General features: G+C 71.2%; 17 protein-coding genes. 6 read left to right on the top strand and 11 right to left on the bottom strand.

The features are described from left to right. The first annotated feature begins 135 nt into the window (after positions 1-135). The gene (locus AB0J93_RS15285) at positions 136-903 is read left to right on the top strand and encodes an ABC transporter ATP-binding protein (protein ID WP_363922144.1); all 768 of its coding nucleotides are present in this window, start codon (positions 136-138) and stop codon (positions 901-903) included. Continuing rightward, a complete protein-coding gene (locus AB0J93_RS15280) occupies positions 903-3,452 on the top strand; it encodes an FtsX-like permease family protein (protein WP_363922142.1) in 2,550 nt (849 codons plus the stop codon). The genes AB0J93_RS15285 and AB0J93_RS15280 overlap by 1 nt, the downstream gene beginning before the upstream one ends. Before the next feature lie 102 nt (positions 3,453-3,554). Here the strand turns inward: AB0J93_RS15280 and AB0J93_RS15275 are convergent, their stop codons facing one another. After that, the gene (locus tag AB0J93_RS15275; RefSeq protein ID WP_363922542.1) at positions 3,555-4,202 is read right to left on the bottom strand and encodes an HAD family phosphatase; all 648 of its coding nucleotides are present in this window, start codon (positions 4,200-4,202) and stop codon (positions 3,555-3,557) included. Positions 4,203-4,303: 101 nt separating this feature from the next. Next, complete coding sequence (locus AB0J93_RS15270; RefSeq protein ID WP_363922540.1) at positions 4,304-5,074, bottom strand: neutral zinc metallopeptidase; 771 nt, start codon at positions 5,072-5,074, stop codon at positions 4,304-4,306. A gap of 235 nt (positions 5,075-5,309) precedes the next feature. On the opposite strand from AB0J93_RS15270, the gene AB0J93_RS15265 reads away from it, so the two are divergent. Further along, entirely contained in the window at positions 5,310-5,699 is a 390-nt protein-coding gene (locus AB0J93_RS15265; protein WP_363922538.1) for a YciI family protein, read from the top strand. Beyond that, positions 5,699-6,937 carry a sigma-70 family RNA polymerase sigma factor gene (locus tag AB0J93_RS15260; protein WP_363922140.1) on the top strand — a complete coding sequence of 413 codons (1,239 nt, stop codon included), beginning with the start codon at positions 5,699-5,701 and terminating at the stop codon, positions 6,935-6,937. Before AB0J93_RS15265 ends, AB0J93_RS15260 begins: the two co-directional genes overlap by 1 nt. 188 nt (positions 6,938-7,125) lie before the next feature. Here the strand turns inward: AB0J93_RS15260 and AB0J93_RS15255 are convergent, their stop codons facing one another. From AB0J93_RS15255 to AB0J93_RS15245, 3 genes are all read right to left on the bottom strand, one after another. Further along, on the bottom strand, positions 7,126-8,133 hold the full coding sequence (locus AB0J93_RS15255; protein ID WP_363922138.1) for a 1-aminocyclopropane-1-carboxylate deaminase: 1,008 nt from the start codon (positions 8,131-8,133) through the stop codon (positions 7,126-7,128). A gap of 152 nt (positions 8,134-8,285) precedes the next feature. After that, positions 8,286-8,918 carry an HNH endonuclease family protein gene (locus AB0J93_RS15250; protein ID WP_363922136.1) on the bottom strand — a complete coding sequence of 211 codons (633 nt, stop codon included), beginning with the start codon at positions 8,916-8,918 and terminating at the stop codon, positions 8,286-8,288. Positions 8,919-9,107: 189 nt separating this feature from the next. Next, entirely contained in the window at positions 9,108-9,782 is a 675-nt protein-coding gene (locus tag AB0J93_RS15245) for a response regulator transcription factor (protein ID WP_363922134.1), read from the bottom strand. A 241-nt stretch (positions 9,783-10,023) separates the two neighbouring features. Here AB0J93_RS15245 and AB0J93_RS15240 point away from each other — a divergent pair, with 241 nt between their 5' ends. Together AB0J93_RS15240 and AB0J93_RS15235 are read left to right on the top strand one after the other, a co-directional pair. Then, positions 10,024-10,713, top strand: a complete 690-nt coding sequence (locus AB0J93_RS15240; RefSeq protein WP_363922132.1) for a DUF2306 domain-containing protein — start codon at positions 10,024-10,026, stop codon at positions 10,711-10,713. Positions 10,714-10,783: 70 nt separating this feature from the next. After that, positions 10,784-11,560 carry an NAD(P)H-binding protein gene (locus tag AB0J93_RS15235; RefSeq protein ID WP_363922130.1) on the top strand — a complete coding sequence of 259 codons (777 nt, stop codon included), beginning with the start codon at positions 10,784-10,786 and terminating at the stop codon, positions 11,558-11,560. Positions 11,561-11,571: 11 nt separating this feature from the next. On the opposite strand, the gene AB0J93_RS15230 is transcribed toward AB0J93_RS15235, so the two are convergent. The 6 genes from AB0J93_RS15230 to AB0J93_RS15205 all read right to left on the bottom strand — a co-directional run bounded on the left by AB0J93_RS15230 (position 11,572) and on the right by AB0J93_RS15205 (position 17,914). After that, on the bottom strand, positions 11,572-12,651 hold the full coding sequence (locus AB0J93_RS15230; protein ID WP_363922127.1) for a hypothetical protein: 1,080 nt from the start codon (positions 12,649-12,651) through the stop codon (positions 11,572-11,574). Beyond that, positions 12,648-13,733: a hypothetical protein gene (locus tag AB0J93_RS15225; RefSeq protein ID WP_363922125.1), complete on the bottom strand. Its 1,086-nt coding sequence runs from the start codon at positions 13,731-13,733 to the stop codon at positions 12,648-12,650. The genes AB0J93_RS15230 and AB0J93_RS15225 overlap by 4 nt, the downstream gene beginning before the upstream one ends. Beyond that, positions 13,733-15,388 carry a hypothetical protein gene (locus tag AB0J93_RS15220; protein WP_363922123.1) on the bottom strand — a complete coding sequence of 552 codons (1,656 nt, stop codon included), beginning with the start codon at positions 15,386-15,388 and terminating at the stop codon, positions 13,733-13,735. Before AB0J93_RS15220 ends, AB0J93_RS15225 begins: the two co-directional genes overlap by 1 nt. 187 nt (positions 15,389-15,575) lie before the next feature. Further along, the gene (locus AB0J93_RS15215; protein ID WP_363922121.1) at positions 15,576-15,848 is read right to left on the bottom strand and encodes a hypothetical protein; all 273 of its coding nucleotides are present in this window, start codon (positions 15,846-15,848) and stop codon (positions 15,576-15,578) included. Between the two features lie 20 nt (positions 15,849-15,868). Beyond that, positions 15,869-16,975: a putative manganese transporter gene (locus tag AB0J93_RS15210; protein ID WP_363922119.1), complete on the bottom strand. Its 1,107-nt coding sequence runs from the start codon at positions 16,973-16,975 to the stop codon at positions 15,869-15,871. Between the two features lie 69 nt (positions 16,976-17,044). After that, positions 17,045-17,914 (bottom strand): manganese catalase family protein, encoded by an 870-nt coding sequence (locus tag AB0J93_RS15205; protein ID WP_363922117.1) that lies wholly within the window; start codon positions 17,912-17,914, stop codon positions 17,045-17,047. Between the last annotated feature and the right edge of the window lie 52 nt (positions 17,915-17,966).

The following is a 17,966-nucleotide window of genomic DNA, read 5'->3' as shown; positions in this document are numbered from 1 at the left end:
GGGGGGTACCCGCAGCCGGAAATCCGCTCCGCCTCCGCCCGGAGTCGGACGGATCGGCGGTGGGCAGCACAGATGATGGACTCGCACCGGACCAGCGGGGGCGGTGCGAGCAGACGCGACGGAGAGGTACGTAACGTGACCGCTACGACAGGCCAGCCGGCATCGGCCGCAGCCCGGGCGAGCGACGTGTGGAAGGTGTACGGCAGCGGCGAGGCACAGGTCATCGCCCTGCGGGGGGTCAGCGCGGAGTTCGAGCGCGGACGGTTCACGGCGATCATGGGCCCGTCGGGTTCCGGCAAGTCGACGTTGATGCACTGCCTGGCCGGGTTGGATTCGACGACCAGGGGGACCGTGGAGATCGGCGAGACCACCGTCACCGGCCTCGGTGACGCGGGTCTGACGAAGTTGCGCCGCGACAAGGTCGGCTTCATCTTCCAGCAGTTCAACCTGCTGCCGACGTTGACCGCCAAGGAGAACATCCTGCTCCCGTTGTCGATCGCCGGGCGCAAGCCGGATCCAGCCTGGTTCGACGTGGTGATCGACACGGTGGGTCTGCGGGACCGGTTGGGTCACCGGCCGGCGCAGTTGTCCGGCGGCCAGCAGCAGCGGGTGGCGTGTGCCCGTGCCCTGGTGGCCCGCCCCGAGGTGATCTTCGCGGACGAGCCGACCGGTAACCTCGACTCGCGTTCCGGCGCGGAGGTGTTGAACTTCCTGCGCAACTCGGTCCGCGAGCACGGGCAGACCATCGTCATGGTCACCCACGATCCGACGGCCGCCGCGTACGCCGACCGGGTGGTGTTCCTCGCCGACGGGCAGATCGTCTCGGAGCTGATCGAGCCGACCGCGGACACGGTGCTGGACACGATGAAGAAGCTGGACACGCCCGCCGAGGTGGCCGGCTGATGTTCCGGGCAACCTTGAAGAGTCTGCTGGCCCGCAAGGTCCGGCTGATCCTGTCCGGCCTGGCCGTGGTGCTCGGCGTCATGTTCGTCTCCGGTGCCTTCGTCCTCACCGACACCCTGGGCCGCTCCTTCGACTCGCTGTTCGCCGACGCGTACGCCGAGGTCGATGTCAACGTGGCCGCCAAGCCGAAGCTGGAACGCGGCGAGCGGGAGGACGACGAACTCGCCACCCCGTTCCCGGCCGCCACGGTGGAGACGGTACGCGCGGTGGACGGGGTGGCCGAGGCCACCGGAGTGGTCTCCGTCGACGGGGCCCGGTTGATCGGCAGCAACGGCAAGGCCGTCACCTCGTTCGGGCCGCCGCAGTTGGGCGGCAACTGGACCGGCGAGAGCGACCTGGTGCGGTTGCGGGAGGGCCGGGAGCCACAGGCCGACGACGAGATCGTCATCAACAAGGGGTTGGCGGACGCCGGCCGGGTGGCGCTCGGCGACCGGGTGGGTGTGCTCACCCTCGGGCCGCGCAAGGACTTCACAATCGTCGGCATCTTCGGCTACAGCGGTGACCGGGACTCCCTCGGCGGCGCCAACGAGGTCATGTTCACCACCCCCGTGGCGCAGCAGCTGATGCTCGGCGAGACGGACGTGTTCAGCAACATCGTGGTCACCGCCGCCGACGGCGTCTCCGACGAGCAGCTGCGCGACGCGGTCGCCACGGCGGTCGGCGACGACTACGTGGTCAAGACCGGCGAGCAGCTCTCCGCCGACGCCGCCGCCGGCCTGAAGGAGGGGCTGTCCTTCTTCAACCGGATCCTGCTCGGCTTCGCCGCGGTGGCCCTGCTGGTCGGTACGTTCCTGATCCTCAACACCTTCTCGATCATCGTGGCGCAGCGCACCCGTGAACTGGCATTGCTGCGGGCGGTCGGTGCCAGCGGCAAGCAGATCATCGGCTCGGTGGTGCTGGAGGCGGTCGCCGTCGGGTTGATCGCCTCGGTGTTCGGCCTGGCCGCCGGCATCGGCATCGGCGCGCTGCTGGCGTACCTGTTCGGCAACCTCGCCGGTGGGTTGGCCCTGGCCGGGGTCGGGGTGCCGGCGTCGGCGGTGATCGGCGCGTTCGGTGTCGGTCTGGTGATCACCGTGCTGGCGGCGCTGCTGCCGGCGCTGCGGGCCGCGCGGATCCCGCCGATCGCGGCGATGCAGGACGTCGCCACGCCGGATCGGCCGTTGACAAAGGTGACCGTCGGCGGTGCGCTGGTCACCGCGATCGGCGCCACCCTGCTCTTCCTCGGCCTGGGCGGGCACGCCGGTGGCAGCACGCTGGCCACCATTCTGGGTGGCGTGCTGTTCTCGTTCATCGGGGTGGCCCTGCTGACGCCGCTGATCAGTCGTCCGGTGGTGGCGGCGCTGGGCACGGTCTTCTCCGGTTGGGTGCCGGGCAAGTTGGGTCGGCTGAACTCCGGTCGCAACCCACGCCGCACCGCGATCACCGCCGCCGCGTTGATGGTGGGGATCGCCCTGGTCACCGGCATCACGGTGATTCTGGATTCGGCCAAGAGCAGCATCAGTAGCCTGGCGCAGGACAGCATCAGCGCCGAGTTGGTGATCGCCGGGGTGCAGTCCGGTCCGCGCCCGCCGACGTTCGACCCGGCGGTGCTGGACGAGGCGAAGGCGATCCCCGGGGTCCGTCTCGTCGACGGGGAGTACGGCGACATGGCGCTGGTCGGCGGCGAGCGTACCTGGGTCGGTGCCAGCAGCGAACCGAGCGCGCTGGTGGAGATGTTCGGTGCCACCGCCACCGCCGGGGACATCGGGCGGCTGGGGCCGGGCCAGATGTTGATCAGTTCCGACGCGGCGGAGTCGCGTGGCCTGTCGGTCGGCTCCACGGTGCCGGTGCAGTTGGCCCGTGGTGAGGAGCGCACCTACACGGTCACCGGCATCTACCAGAGCACCCCGCTGTTCGGCGGCGTGACGTTGCCCGCCGAGGCGGCGCGTGACTTCTCCATCCCGCAGCCCATCCAGGGCTACATCCAGTTGGAGCCGGGGGTACGGGCGGCCGACGTACTGCCCCGGGTGGAGACGCTGCTGGCGGACAGCCCGGAGGTGTCGGTGGCCGACCGGGACGCGTTCATCGAGGAGCAGGCCGGGCAGCTCGACGGGCTGCTCCAGATGATCCAGATCCTGCTGGCGTTGGCCATCGTGATCGCCGTGCTCGGCATCATCAACACCCTCGCCCTGTCGGTGCTGGAGCGGACCCGGGAGCTGGGTCTGCTGCGCGCCATCGGCCTGCGCCGGTCGCAGACCATGGGGATGATCACCGTGGAGGCGGTGGTGATCTCGGTGTTCGGCGCGCTGCTCGGCGTCGTGGTCGGCGCCGGCCTGGGTGCCGCGGTGGTGGAGGCCCTGCGCGACGAGGGAATCACCAAGCTGGTGCTGCCGTGGGGCCAGATGGGTGTCTTCCTCGGCCTGGCCGCGATCATCGGCGTGATCGCGGCGGCGCTGCCGGCGATCCGGGCCGCCCGGATCAACGTGCTGGGCGCGATCGCCCACGACTGAGGCGCTGGAGCGAAGGCCCCTGTCACCGGTCGGTGGCAGGGGCCTTGCGCTGCGCGTCCCGCGGGTCAGCCGGGCGGGCCGGATGGGTGGACGGTGACGGTGTCAGACGGGGGTTCGGCGCAGCAGCCCGGACAGCAGTTCCAGGTCCGCCAGCAGCAGGCTCTCCAACTGGTGCACACCGTCGGTGGGTGCCAGCGGCACCTCGGCGGGGACGGCCAGCACCGCGGCGCCGGCGGCCACCGCACTGGCCACCCCGGTCGCCGAGTCCTCGATCGCCACGCACCTGTCGATGGGCACTCCGAGCAGTCGGGCGGCCGTCAGGTACGGCTCCGGGTGCGGCTTGGTCGAGTCGACCTCGTCGCCGCAGACCACCACGTCGAAGCTGTCCCGGCCGAGGGTGTCCAGGGCGATCTCGACAAGTGCCCGCCCGCTGGAGGTGACCAGGGCCGTCGGGATCCGCGCCTGCCGAACCGCGCCGAGCAGCGCCAGCGCCCCCGGCCGCCACTGCAGCCCGGTGCGGAACAGCTCCAGGATCCGCGCGTTGATCCACTCCGCGCTGGTCTGCGGATCCCGGTGCGGCTGCCCCAGGTCGTCGTGCAGGATACGCATCGAGTCGGCCATGCCCGTGCCGACGATCGCCCGGCGGGCGTCGGCTGACAGGGTGCCGCCGTAGTGGTGTGCGAGTTCGGCCAACGCGACGTCCCACAACCGCTCGCTGTCGACCAGGGTGCCGTCCATGTCGAAGAGCACGGCGGCTGGACGGGTGCTGCTCACCGGATCCTCCTCGGGCTCGGGTAACCGGTGAATCCTGTCAGCCGACGGTGGTCCGGTGCCCGGCACAGTGACCTTTCTCAACCGAGGTCGCAGGCGGACAGGGACCGCTCGTAGCCGCGGAAGAACGCCTCGGTGCGCTGCTCGGGGGTGCCGTGGGAGCCCTCGGCGAACCACGGTTGGCCGGGGTCGTCGCCGACGGCAAGCAGTCCGTCGTTGAACTCGTCGAGGTCGCCCTCCTCGAGGGTGAGCCGGCCGGCCCGTACCGAGTCGCCGAGGAACGCCCCGGCCATGCAGTCGGCCTGCAACTCCTGCTGGATGGTGAAGTTGTAGCGGATGCCCAGCCGGGTCTGGATGCCGTGCGCGTACTCGTGGCCGAGCAGGTAGAACACGAACGCGTCACCGATCTGCCGGAAGGCGCCGAAGGACCAGTTGATGTCGTACGCGATGTAGTCGCTGACGGTGCAGTAGACCGCGTTGTTGCGGGGCACCTCCTGCCCACCGCAGGAGACCTCGCCGTCGCGCTGGTACGGGACGACCCGCCGGATCGGCCGGAAGGACTGCCCCGACGCCTCGAACTGGTCGGCCCAGTACAGCTCGGCGAGCCGCTGCGCGTCGGCCACGTCCTGCCGGAACTCCTCCACCGTGTCGGTGCCGTCGGCACGGGTCACCTCGGCCGTCGGCTCGGCCGGTTCCCGCTGCCCGTCCGGGTCCGCGGGCCCACCCACCGGCTCCACCATGCAGGCGGCCGCCGCCACCAACGCCACCGCCAGGCCGACGAGCCTGCCCCGGCGTCGCCCTCGCCCACCTGCCGCCACCGTGCTCCTCCCACCTCGACGTCGCCGGTCCAGTACCCCGACGGTACGACCGTCACGCCCGTTGCCGTCAGGTACGCCGTCCCGTCCCGTCCGGTTCAGTGGCCGCCCTCTTTCGGCGCGTCACCTCCGGCTCGCTCGGGCGAGCCGGAGGTGACGCGGCCTAGAGTGCGGTGGTCCGTGTCCGGAACGGACGTCCGGCTCCGACGTCCCCGGTGAACCGGCACTGGAGATGGTGGCGGACGCGAGAGGGAGACAACCCGTGAAATACATGATCATGCTGTACGGCTCGCAGCGGGACTACGACGCGATGGCCGGGCACGGCTCCGACCGGCCGGCGATGTCGGCCGAGCAGGTGGCCGCGATGCACGCGCACATGGGCAAGGTGCACCAGGATCTGGCCGACGCCGGTGAACTGGTGGACGCCCAGGGGCTGACCGCGCCGGTGCACGCCCGCCGGGTCCAGGTGCGCGACGGCGCTGCGATGGTCACCGACGGGCCGTACCCGGAGACGCAGGAGGTCCTCGCCGGCTACACGGTGGTCGAGTGCGCCAGCTTCGACCGGGCCGCCGAGATCGCCGCCCTGCTGGTGAACCCCGACAGCCCCGGCGAGTACGTCGATGTCCGCCCGATCGCCGAGGGCATCGACGACCTCGTCTGATGGCTGAACCGACCCTCGAGGACCTGCTGCGCCGGCTGGCGCCGCAGGTCCTCGGCGCGCTCGTGCGCCGCTACGGGCATTTCGACACCGCCGAGGACGCCACCCAGGAGGCGCTGATCGCGGCGGCCACCGGCTGGCCCCGCGACGGCGTACCGGCGAACCCCCGGGCCTGGCTCATCACGGTGGCCTCGCGGCGGCTCACCGACCTGCTCCGGGCCGAGCAGGCGCGACGGCAGCGGGAGGACGTCGTCGGCCGACGAGTGCTGGCCGAATGGCGGCTGCCACCGCCGGGTGACCGGACCGCGGACTCCGACGACACCCTGATCCTGCTGTTCCTGTGCTGCCATCCGTCGCTGCCCCCGGCCACGCAGATCGGGTTGACCCTACGGGCGGTCGGCGGATTGAGCACGGCCGAGGTGGCCCGGGCGTTCCTGGTGCCGGAGCAGACCATGACCCGGCGAATCACCCGGGGCAAGCAACGCATCCGCGACAGCGGCCTGCCCTTCGCGATGCCCGACCCGACCGAGGCCCCGGCGCGCCTCACGGCCGTGCTCCGAGTGCTCTACCTGATCTTCAATGAGGGGTACGCGAGCACCTCCGGGCCCGGGCTGCTCCGCGCCGACCTGTGTGCCGAGGCGATCCGGCTGACCCGGCTGCTGCATCGGATGCTGCCCGATGCCGCGGAGGTGACCGGTCTGCTGGCGTTGCTGCTGCTCACCGACGCCCGAGCGCCGGCACGCACCGGTCCCCACGGCGAACTGGTGCCGATGGCCGAGCAGGACCGTTCCCGCTGGCGTGCCGATCAGATCGCCGAGGGCACGGCGCTGGTGGTCGAGGCGCTGCACCGGGGACGACCCGGGCCGTACCAGGTCCAGGCCGCCATCGCCGCCCTGCACGACGAGGCGCCCGGCCCGCAGGAGACCGACTGGCCGCAGATCGCGGCACTGTACGAGGTGCTGACGGCGATGGACGCCAACCCCCTGGTCGCGTTGAACCATGCCGTCGCGGTGGCCATGACGGACGGGCCGGAGGCGGGACTGGCGCTTGTCGACAAGGTGGCCGCCGACGGTCGGTTGGCCCGGGATCCGAGGCTGCCCGCCGTACGCGCGCATCTGCTGGAGCGGCGCGGCGACCCGGCGGCGGCCCGCGCCGAGTACCGGACGGCCGCCGCGCAGGCCACCAACCTGGCGCAGCAGCGTTACCTCAACGCTCGTGCGGACCGCCTCACCGACGGCTGAGGCGAACCTGACGTCACCATTCGACCAGTCCGGCCAGGACGGCGTGGAAGCTGCGGGGCGGGAGGTCGGTCCGGTGGCGTGCGCGGCCGGGAAGAGGACCGCGCCGCGACCGCAGCCGACGTCGAGGACACGCTCACCGGCCGGATGGCAGCTCGCCGGACGAGGCCCCGGTCGGCGCTGCGGCCCGGTCAGGCGAAGAGCGTGTGGTAGGCGTTCAGGGCGGGTTGGCCGCCCAGATGGGCGTAGAGGACGTTGGCGTCGGCGGGGATGTCCCGGGTACGGACGAGGTCGATCAGCGCCGCCATCGACTTGCCCTCGTACACCGGGTCGATGATCATGCCTTCCAGCTCGCCGCTGAGTCGGATCGCATCCAGGGTGGACTGCACCGGAATGCCGTACCGCTCCCCGGCCCAGCCCGCCAGCACGGTGATCTCGTCGTCGCGCAGGTCCCGCCCGAGACCGATCAGCCCGGCGGTGTCGCGGGCGATCTTCTCCACCTGGGCCCGGGTCTCGTCGAGCTTCGCCGAGGCGTCGATGCCGAGCACCCGCCGAGGGCGGTCCTGGCCGGCGAAACCGGCGATCATCCCCGCCTGGGTGCTGCCGGTGACGCTGCACACGACGATGGTGTCGAAGAAGATCCCCAGCTCCCGCTCCTGCCGCTGGACCTCGTCGGCCCAGTTGGCGAAGCCGAGCCCGCCCAGCGGGTGGTCGGACGCCCCGGCGGGAATCGCGTACGGCACGCCACCGCCGGCCCGGACCTCCTCCAGCGCCCGCTGCCAGCTCTCCTTGATGCCGATGCCGAAGCCGTCCGGCGCGAGGCGCACCTCGGCACCCATGACCCGTGACAGCAGGATGTTGCCGACCTTGTCGTTGACCGGGTCGGGCCAGTCCACCCAGCTCTCCTGCACCAGCACGGCCTTCAGACCGGCCCGGGCCGCGACGGCGGCCACCTGGCGGGTGTGATTGGACTGCACGCCACCGATGCTGACCAGGGTGTCCGCGCCCCGGGCCAGGGCGTCGGGCAGCAGGTACTCCAGCTTGCGGGTCTTGTTTCCGCCGAAGGCCAGGCCGCTGTTGCAGTCTTCCCGCTTGGCCCAGATCCGGGCGCCGCCCAGGTGGCGGCTCAGCCGGTCCAGTGGGTGGACCGGGCTGGGACCGAAGAGCAACGGGTAACGGTCGAACGCGTCGAGAGGCATGCGATATATTGCACGTTGCATGTCGTCGACTGTCAAGCCCTCCGTCCGGCACGCTCAGCAGCGAAACTTCGCTGGCACGACGACAGCAACGCAGGGCGTGACGCCGTCGACGTCACGCCCCCGTCACCGCTGCCGCCCTGGCGGGCGGCTGCTCAGCAGGTGTTGAGCATGGTGTTCAGCGCCGACTTCTCCGCGCTGTTCACGGTGAGGCCGTAGTACCACTTCACCTGGATCCAGGCCCGGGCGTAGGTGCAGTGGAAGGCCGCACGCGGCGGCTTCCAGGCGGCCGGGTCCTTGTCGCCCTTGGACGAGTTGACGGTGCCGGTGACCGCCCACAGTTCCGGCCCGCCCAGGTCGTTGGCGTAGGTCTGGCGCCGCGCGGTGGTCCAGGCCCAGGCGCCCGAACGCCATGCCTCGGCCAGCGGCACCACGTGATCGATGGAGATCTCGGCCGGGTTCGTCCGGGTCACCCCGTCGTACGGGCTGTACCAGGACCCGGAGGTCGGGTAACAGCTGGAGTTCACCACGACGTTGCTGCCGTCCCGCTTGAGCACCTGCTCCCGGGTGTTGCAGGTGCCGGTGACCGTGATCCAGTGCGGGAACAGGTCGCGGTTGTAGCTGGACTGGTGGGACTCGGCCGCGACCGTGAGCGAGTTCAGTCGGCTCACCGCCGTGCTGTACGAGGGGATGTTGGGCGGTGTGGCCTGGGCAGCCGGCGGCACGAGGACGACCGACAGGGCGACGGCGACCACCGAGACGATGGCGACCTTGCGTAGGTGAGCCACGGGGCGACTCCTGACTGTCTCCTGCGACGGCGGGTGGGGGAACCCGGCTGGGGGGCGCGGCAGGGGACATCAGGATTCTCGCAGAAATGACGATCAATACGTGTCGTCGCGCCACAACCCCCGTGAACGCCACGTGAAGTCCAGCCACGTCGTGCGTGACCGTCCCCGCGGTGTGTCGGAGCCCGGACGTTACGCCGGGCGGTCCGGACCGTTGCGGACGCGGTCGGTCTGGTACGCCCACATCGCGATCTCCACCCGGTTACGGGCGCCGAGCTTGACCATCAGGCTGGCGATGTGGGTCTTCACGGTGCTGAGGCTGATGTGCAGCTCCTCGGCGATCTCGGTGTTGGTGCGACCACGGGCGACGGCCACCAGCACCTCCTCCTCCCGCAGCGTGAGCGCGTCGACCGGCTGCCGCGGTGGCGCGGCCGGACCCGCGTCGGCGAAGGCCCGGAGCAGCCGCGTGGTGATGTTCGGCGCGATCAGCGCGTCACCGGCGGCGGCGGCCCGCACGGCCTGCGCGAGCAGGGCCGTACCGGCGTCCTTGAGCAGGAAACCCCGCGCTCCGGCGCGGAGCGCGGCGTAGACGTACTCGTCGAGGTCGAAGGTGGTGATGACGACCACCGCCAAGGGGTCGGGCACGGCCGGGCCGGCGAGGCGGCGGGTGGCCTCGATGCCGTCCACGCCGGGCATCCGGATGTCGAACAGACACACCTCCGGGCGTAGTCGCCGGGCGAGTTCGACGGCCCGGTGACCGTCGCCCGCCTCGCCCACCACCTCGATGTCCGGCTGGGCGTTGAGGATCATCGTCAGTCCGGTGCGGACGATCTCCTGGTCGTCGGCGACGATCACGCGGATGGCCACCCCACGATTGAACACGGCCGGTGGCCCGACCCAAAGTACGGCCGGCTTCCCCGTCCATCGGCCGAGATGACGCCGGCCCGCACGGCGATGAGTGCGACCCGCCGCGTTGCCAGGATCGACGGAGCAGGAGCGACCGTGGGGCTTGTCGACCGAACCGCGCACCACGTCCGTCCAGGGTCGGGCGGGCGTGGAGCGGGGACGTGGTCAGGGCTCTGGTCGCCGCGAGAAGGGACTCACCGCTGTGACGTCTTCCGCCAGGTCGACCTGGCTCATCCCCGCCGGTCTGCTGGTGCTCAGCGCGGTGCCGGTGGTCGCCGGCGGCCTCCGCCTGACCGAACTGGCCGGCGGCGCCCAGGTGTTGCCCGACGGCGACCGGATCGCCTCGGCTCCGCTGCCCGTGGTCGCCCACATCGTCGCCGTGACCGTGTTCAGCGTCCTCGGCGCCTTCCAGTTCGCGCCCCGGTTCCGTCGGCTGCACCGCCGCTGGCACCGGGTCGCCGGCCGGATCCTGATCCCCTGCGGGCTGCTCACCGCGCTGAGTGGCCTGTGGCTGACGCTGTTCCTACCGCCGGGCGCGCTCGACAGTACCGCGCTGGTCGCCGTCCGGGTGGTGGTCAGCGTCGCCATGGCCGGCGCGCTCGTCCTCGGCTTCGTGGCGGTCCGCCGCCGCGACTTCGCCCGGCACCGGGCCTGGATGATCCGTGGCTACGCCATCGGGATGGGCGCGGGTACCCAGTTCTTCACCCAGATGGCCTGGCTCGCCACCGTCGGTCCGGTCACGACGGCGGGCCGGACCGGGACGATGACCGCCGCCTGGCTGATCAACGTGGTGCTGGCGGAATGGATCATCCGGCGGCGCGGCGGTGCCGCTCGAGCGCGTCCGGCGGTACGCGGGCGCCGCGCGCGAGAGGACACGGCGATTCCGGTGTGAGACCGCCGGCGGAGTCACGTTCGGCGGCCGGGCGGGGTCGAAGACCTGAACCCATCCGAACGGAGAAGCCATGAGCGATGCGGCGACGAACGCACCTGTCCTGGTCACCGGCGGCACCGGCACCCTCGGCGGGCACGTCCTGCCGCGCCTACGCGCGGCGGGCCACACCGTACGGGTACTCAGCCGCAAGATCCACCGAAATGTCGACGGCATCGAGTACGTCGCCGGTGACCTGCTCAGGGACGAGGGCATCGAGCCTGCGCTGCACGGTGTCCACACGTTGCTGCACCTGGCGGGCGGCCCGAAGGGCGACGACCGGGCCACCGCCACCCTGATGCGAGCCGCCGCCCGAGCCGGGGTACGGCACGTCGTCCACATCTCGGTCATCGGTGCCGGCCGGGTCCCGATCGGCTACTTCGAGGCCAAGCGCGGCGCGGAGCGGGCGGTCAGCGAATCCGGCGTGCCGTGGACGACGCTGCGGGCCGCGCAGTTCCACGACCTGGTCTTCACCGTCGTGCAGAAGCTGGCAGCCCTGCCGATCGTGCCCGACCCGAGGGTGATCCGGTTCCAGCCGGTTGACTCCCGCGAGGTCGCCGACCGGCTGGTCGCCCTGGTCCAGGGTCCTCCGTCCGGCCTCGTGCCGGAGCTGGCCGGCCCGCAGGTCTACACGCTGGCCGACCTGGTCCGTAGCTACCTCGCCGCCCGCCGCAGGAACCGGCCCTTCCTGCCGGTGCCGGTGCCCGGGGCGGCCGGCCGGGCGTACCGCAACGGCGACAACCTCAGCTTCGACGGCGTCACCGTCGGCACCCGCACCTGGGAGGATTTTCTCGCCGAGCGGCTGAGCTGATCGACCTCCGGCTACCGGAACCCGGCCGGCTGGCGGCGAACGGCGGTCGCCCCCTCGTCGAGCTGCGAACCGACCGCATCCGCCCGCAGGTCGACGCTGATCCCCTCCAGGATCACACCGGAGGCCTGCTCGACCACAATGGGCGACCGCGGACGCCGCGCGTCGCCGGGCCCGGCCGTGGCGAGCGGCAGCGGCACGAACGTGCAGTCCCGGACCACCACGTCCCGGTATTCGAGCACCCGGAACGAGTGGTCGATCTCGCTGCGTCCCCAGCCGGCGATCCGGACCGCGTACAACGGACCGTTCCAGGCCACGTGCGCACCGCAGACCCGGATCCGCGCGCCGACCGGCTCGTCGCCGCCCGAGTGGAACCGGTCCGTGTTGTCGCCGGGCAGCAGCCGGAAGCCGATCTCGACCTCGCTCAGGTGGACCCGATCCACCGCCACGTCGTGCACCGAGCTGAGGTAGAACCCCTCGAACGCGTCGGACACGCGCAGGTCACGGATGTCGAGGTGGTGCGGATGGTAGGAGGGTCCGACGATCGAGTCGACCCCGTCGCCGACCGCACCCCAGTGCACGGCGATGCCGGTGCAACCGCCGACGATCGACACATCGCTGATGGTGATGTCGCGTACCGCGCCCATGACGGCGACACAGTTGGCGGCGCGCTCGTCGCGACGCTCGACCTGGACGCGCCGGATCTCGATGTCCTCGATCCACTCCGTCTCGGCCGGGTACAGGTAGCTCCCGATGGTGATGGCGGTGCCCCGGTCACCGCCGTGCTCCCCCGGCGCGCACGGCGGTGGGAGGAAGCCGATGTCCTGGACCGTCACCCGTGAACCCAGCACGTGGACGACGGGTTCGCCGGCCGACGAGGACGACGTCAGCCACGTTGTCACCGGCCCGTTCCCGTGCGCCGCGCCGGTCAGCGTCCAGTCCGGTCCGAGCACCACTCCCCGGTCCAGCGTGAAGGTGCCCGCCGGCAGCCGCACGGTGCCCCCGGTCCCGGACGTCAGGATTCGTTCGAGCGTTCGCCGGTTGGCCGCCGGATCATCGGTGAGCGTCAGGTCGTGGTGGTTCTGCGCGGTCACCGGTGGCACTCCAGCTCGACGAGCTGGCAGACGGTCTCGGCGACCCGCCGCCGTACCGCCGGGTTGTCCCGCTCGGCGAGCCCGACCAGCACCGGACCAGGGGCCGTACGCTCGATCACCACGTCGAGAATGTCCTCGGTCTGCGGGGTGGCGCTCACCCGGCATTCGGTGCCGCCGACCAGATGTACGCCCCGGACGACCAGCCGGTCCGGATCCGGCGACCGGGTGAACGGCGACGCCTCGAACAGCGCATATCCGGCCCCGCGCTGAGCCACCCGGAACGCCTTCAGCACGGTCTGGCCCTGCCGGCGACGCAGCCACTTCTGGCTCGGCTGTCGCATCGCGGCCGGTGGAGCCGTGGCGGCCGAGATCCGCAGCCGGCACCGCACGGTGGGGTCAGCGGCGTTGACCACGACGAACCTCGACCGGGCGTGTCCCTGGCCGCGACCTCGCGCCCCGACCAGACCGCCGACGCTGACCAGCCCGGCCAGCTGCGCGGCGGCACCGGCGAGTCGAGTGGCACCGCTGCGCTGCTCCGCCTCGTCGATCGCGACGATCTCGACCTGGTTGATCCGCACCCCGATCGCCGCCAGCGGGCTGAGCGCGGTCGACGCCCACGGCGGCAACGTGCCGTCCACCACCTCGATGATCAGGAGGCCGTCCTCGCCCACCTCGTCGGCCCGTAGGTCGAACTCCACCCAGGCGTGGGCCTCCACCATCCGCAACCGCCCCCGCTGACGGCTGATCAGGGCGGCGGCCCGGTCCGTGCCCTGGGCCCGGACCATGACCAGTCGCGGCAGCTCACGCATCCCCCGGGCCGGTGCCGCCGCCCGCGACCAGGCGGTCTGCGAGGCACCGTCGATGTGCAGGTCGACCCGGACGCGGACCGGGCGGCCGTCGGTGCGTACCTTGAGCACGACCGCGCCGGACCCGCCCTGGACCCGGCCCACGATCGCGACGCCCCGGGCGACCTGGTCGGCGAGCAGCACCTCGGGATCCCCACCCGAGGTGAACATCGCGGGAAGCTCCCGGGCCGGGATCGGCTCGTCGAACTCGGTGGCGAACCACGTACCGATCGCCACTACCGGACACCTCCCGGCTCCTGGAGGTCGGTCCGGGTCAGCACCGGCTCCCGCCGGGTCCACATGCGCTCGACGGCCTCGAAGACCGGGTCCGCGTCGCTCTCGATGTGCCGGAACGAGGTGCGCACCGCGCGCAGCAGGTAGTCGGCGGGCCAGACCTCCCAGTGCGGCACCTGGGGGGTGAACAGGTCCGTGGCGCTGCGGTAGAACCACAACCACAGTCGGGCGCGCTCGACCTGCTCGGCTGAGATGATCTCCTCGCCGTTGAGCATGGCGCTGATCGCGGCGTCGAGTGCCTTCCAGTAGCTCTCCGGGTCGTTCACCACGGTGGACAGACCGCACTCGCTCCACTCGGACCAGCCGGCCTGGATCACCGGGATGCCGTACGCCGGCAGTTCGTTGCTGACGCTGCCGCGAACGGTCACGCCCAGGTCGACGAGGCTCCACAGACCGTTCTTGCTCAGGTCCTTGCTGGGCTGGAACACCATGTGCCGGTGTCGGGCGTACCGGCGGGCGACCGAGTCGAAGAAGTCGGTGCTGTCGTAGCGGAACTGGCTCGGATGGTCCTGGAACAGCCACTGCACCTCGGTGGCGGTGCTGGCGAACCGGGCGGTCTCCTCGAACCAGTCGGCCAGCGTGGGGAAGGACTGGTGGTTCGTGCCCGGCGCGTCGGACACGGCGTGGTTGAACACCGCCACCACCGGACGAGCCGGATCGAAACCCAGGCGGGCCGCGAAGTGCGTACGCAGCCGGGCCCGCTCACTACTGTTGGTGATGTCGACGGAGGCGCTGGCGCCGCCCCGCCACCAGCTGGGCCGACCCAGGTTGACCTTCGAGCGCCAGGCGACCAGTTCGGCGTTGCGCCGCACCTCGCTGCGTCGCGACCACACCCGCTGTTCGAAGAAGGCGCCGATCTGGTGGGTGAGTTCACCACGGAAGGTGTGTTCACCGGTGTCGTTCTCGGGGAACAGCGCGTACGCCTTGAGACACCCGGTCTGCTGGGTGTGCACGACCGGCACCCCGGCCCGTCGGGCGGAGTCCACCGCGAGCCCCCAGTGGTCGTAGTCGACGTGGCTGGTGACCAGCGCGACCACCGAGCCGCTGCCGAGCAGGGCGTCGTAGGCGGAGGAGATGGCCCGGGCCAACGCCTGCCGTCGCTGGTAGCGCGGGTCGGCGGTGGGGTTCTCCGGCGCCCGGGGCCGCTTGGTCACCCGGCAGTAGGTGGCGCTGACGAACTCGGCGAGGGTCTCCGCACTGATCGGCGCGCCGGGGGGCAGCGGCCGTCCGAACAGCTCCACCGGCACGGCACTCGCAGTGGCGGAGTTGGCCGGCCCTTCGACGAGACGGTACAGGTCGATGACCTGGCTGGCACCGTAGGCCGCCGCGATCCGCTCGACCAGCTTCACGTCGAACTCGGTCCACAGCGCGTCGTGCCACATCTGCTCCACACCGGTCACCACGACCAGCTGGGCGGGGACGATGCGGCGGATCGCGTTGGCGACCGACAGATTGCGCATCGCCACCCTGATGTCCTGGTGGAACACCTCGACGACGAGGTAGTTCTGGGACGTCGTGGAGCCGAGGTTCTTGCGCCAGTAAACGTCAGCGGAATCGAGGAAGGCCTCGAACTCCTTCTTGTCAGCCCCGAGCCACACCCGAAGAACCGCCTTCCCCCGCATACCCGTCTGAGCGCGCTGTGTGTGAATTCGTTTGTGCACCGTGGAGCGCGCCGGCAGGCCCGGCACGACTCACGGAGACCGCAAGGTACCGGCGCCGAGAGGAATTCAGGTTGACATCGCATGGACAACAGATGGCCGGGACAGCATCAGGGGTGAACCTTTTTCAAACCGACGCGCGGGTCCGCCGTGAGCCACGATCCGTCGACCGCGTTCTCCAGCCGCCCGGGTTCCCGCCCGGGCGCAGCAGCTGGCGAAGGAGGTTGCCGCCGCCGGCCATTCCGACGGCGACGGGAATCGCCAGGCTGGTCAGCACCAGTGCCGCGACCGACCAGCCGGGCAGCCCGACGGCCAGCGCGACGAGACTCAGACCACTGAAAACGGCCAGCTTGCGCCGGACCCGCGACAGCGGGACGAGATCCGTCTTCGAGATCGACATGGCATGCTCCTTCGGCCGGTTCACCAGAACACGAGCAGCGCCCCGCCGACGGCCGCCGCGGGAACGGTGGTGATGACGGTCGCCACGACCGCGGAGTGTCGACGCAGCGCGGCGAGTGGGATCAGGGCGTCTCCGTCCTGACTGATCGCGTTCGCGACCAGAGTGGGTAGCGGCAGTCCGCCACTGACGTAGAGGCCGGTAAAGACGATCTGCAGGGCGCAGCCGGGTACCAGGCCGATCAAGGCGCCGACCAGCACGCCGACGATGCCGGTCAGGACGAGTTGCGTACCGTCGAAGCCGGTCGTGGTGCTCAGCACCTGCCAGCCGAGATAGGCCACCGCCACCCAGACCGTGACGAACGAGGCCTCGTGGGCGCTGTGCCGCATGGTCGCCGCCATCGTGCTGGCGTGTGCGGTCTCCAGGCTGTCGTCGGCCAGCCGCCCCCGCCCGGCGGCGAAGATGAGTGCCGCGACCAGGGTGCCGAGCACACCGAGCGCCAGGTACGGGTCCACCCCACCGATCACGGCCAGCGCCGTCGGGTCGACGAGCTGGAACACCACCGGTACGGACACCGCGAAGGCCGGCGTCGTCAGCCCCCAGAACGCCGTCGAGGCGGGCATCCGGGGCAGCAGGCCGCCGAACAGGCGGCGGGACGAGGCGAGATCGGGTCCGGCGTCGACGGCGGGGCGCACCGGCGTGGTGACGGGCACCGCCCGCCGCCGGACGGCGGACCGGGCCGGGTCGATGCCGAGGGCGTCGACGGCGTACCCGGTGGCCAGGCCGACGACGAACAGCAGCGCGTGCAGTTGGAGCGCGAAGAGTGGGTTCCAGGCCAGCACCACCCACGACGAATCGCCCATGGTCGCGACCAGCGCCCCCACGACGGTGCCGAAGGAGACCTTGCCGCGCGCGTACAGGGGCATGAGGATGATCGCGCCACCGCAGCCCGGCGTGACCCCCAGCAGCGCGCCGACCAGCGGGCCCACCCGGCGGCGACGGGTCAGCCCGTCGGTGACCCGGTCCCCGTACCGCCACCGCAGCCAGCCGAACAGCGCCACCATCACGGCGACGTACACACCCACCTGCATGAACGCGTCCGCGAGCGGGCGGAGCACGAGTTCGGTCACGGCGCACCTCCTCGGGGCGGGGTGACGCCCGCCGGACCACCCGGTGGGTGGGCGGCCCGGCGGGCGACGTCAGCTGATCTTGCTCTTGACGGTGTTGACCACGCCCTGCGCCATGCCCGGGTTGGTCCCGTACAGGCGCGGGTCACCCGGCGGCAGGACAGGTTCGGGCGCGTGGGCGCGAGGGCTGTGGTCGTAGCGGAATTCGCCCTTGCCGTCCGGCGTGGGTCCGGCGGCCCAGCGTCCCTGCGCGGCGTCCTGACCCGGAGAGAAGTCCAGGTAGGTGTAGCTGAACTGCTCGGTGAAGTCCGGCGAGTCGGGGAAGGCGTCCGGCACCGGCATCTCCTCCAGGCCGTCCTCCTTGAGCTGCTCGATGGCGGCCATCCACATGTTCTGGTGCATGGTGTCGCGGGCCAGCAGGAAGCGGAGCATCTGCTTCACGCCGGGATCGTCGGTCATGTTGAACAGGCGCGACACCTGGAGCCGGCCCTGGGCCTCGGCGGTGACGTTGAGCTGGAAGTCGGCCATCAGGTTGCCGCTGGCGGTGACGAAGCTGCCGTTCCAGGGCACCCCGACGCTGTCCACCGGCATCGCCCCGCCGCCGCCGTGGATGAAGTGTGCGGGGTTGGAGCCGCCGTAGATCGCCCCGACCATCGGATTGTCCTCGGCGGCCTCCTGCAACGACAACGGCGCGTTGTCCAGCAGCCGGGTGATCATGGTGGCGATCATCTCGACGTGGCCCATCTCCTCGGTGCCGACGTCGAGCAGCAGATCCTTGTACTTGCCGGGCAGCCGGCAGTTCCAGCCCTGGAAGAGGTACTGGTTGGCGACGGTCATCTCGCCCCACTTGCCGCCCAGGATCTCCTGGAGCCGGCGGGCGAACGCGGCGTCGGGGCCGTCCGGCTTGGCTTCGAACTGCAGGTCCTTGATATGGGTGAACACGGGCCCTCCTCGATGCGACGAGCTGACACCGAGGTCACTTCCCGGATCGCTG

The organism is Micromonospora sp. NPDC049374 (assembly GCF_040677165.1).
In the GTDB taxonomy this organism is placed as follows: Bacteria; Actinomycetota; Actinomycetes; order Mycobacteriales; family Micromonosporaceae; genus Micromonospora.
This window is presented reverse-complemented; position numbering and strand designations above follow the sequence as displayed.

What these genes read in the sequence shown, in the direction of transcription:
- AB0J93_RS15280 (WP_363922142.1), top strand. Translation starts at nt 903, where the DNA reads ATGTTCCGGGCAACCTTGAAGAGTCTGCTGGCCCGCAAGGTCCGGCTG.
- AB0J93_RS15265 (WP_363922538.1), top strand. Translation starts at nt 5,310, where the DNA reads ATGATCATGCTGTACGGCTCGCAGCGGGACTACGACGCGATGGCCGGG.
- AB0J93_RS15260 (WP_363922140.1), top strand. Translation starts at nt 5,699, where the DNA reads ATGGCTGAACCGACCCTCGAGGACCTGCTGCGCCGGCTGGCGCCGCAG.
- AB0J93_RS15255 (WP_363922138.1), bottom strand. Translation starts at nt 8,133, where the DNA reads ATGCCTCTCGACGCGTTCGACCGTTACCCGTTGCTCTTCGGTCCCAGC.
- AB0J93_RS15235 (WP_363922130.1), top strand. Translation starts at nt 10,784, where the DNA reads ATGAGCGATGCGGCGACGAACGCACCTGTCCTGGTCACCGGCGGCACC.
- AB0J93_RS15215 (WP_363922121.1), bottom strand. Translation starts at nt 15,848, where the DNA reads ATGTCGATCTCGAAGACGGATCTCGTCCCGCTGTCGCGGGTCCGGCGC.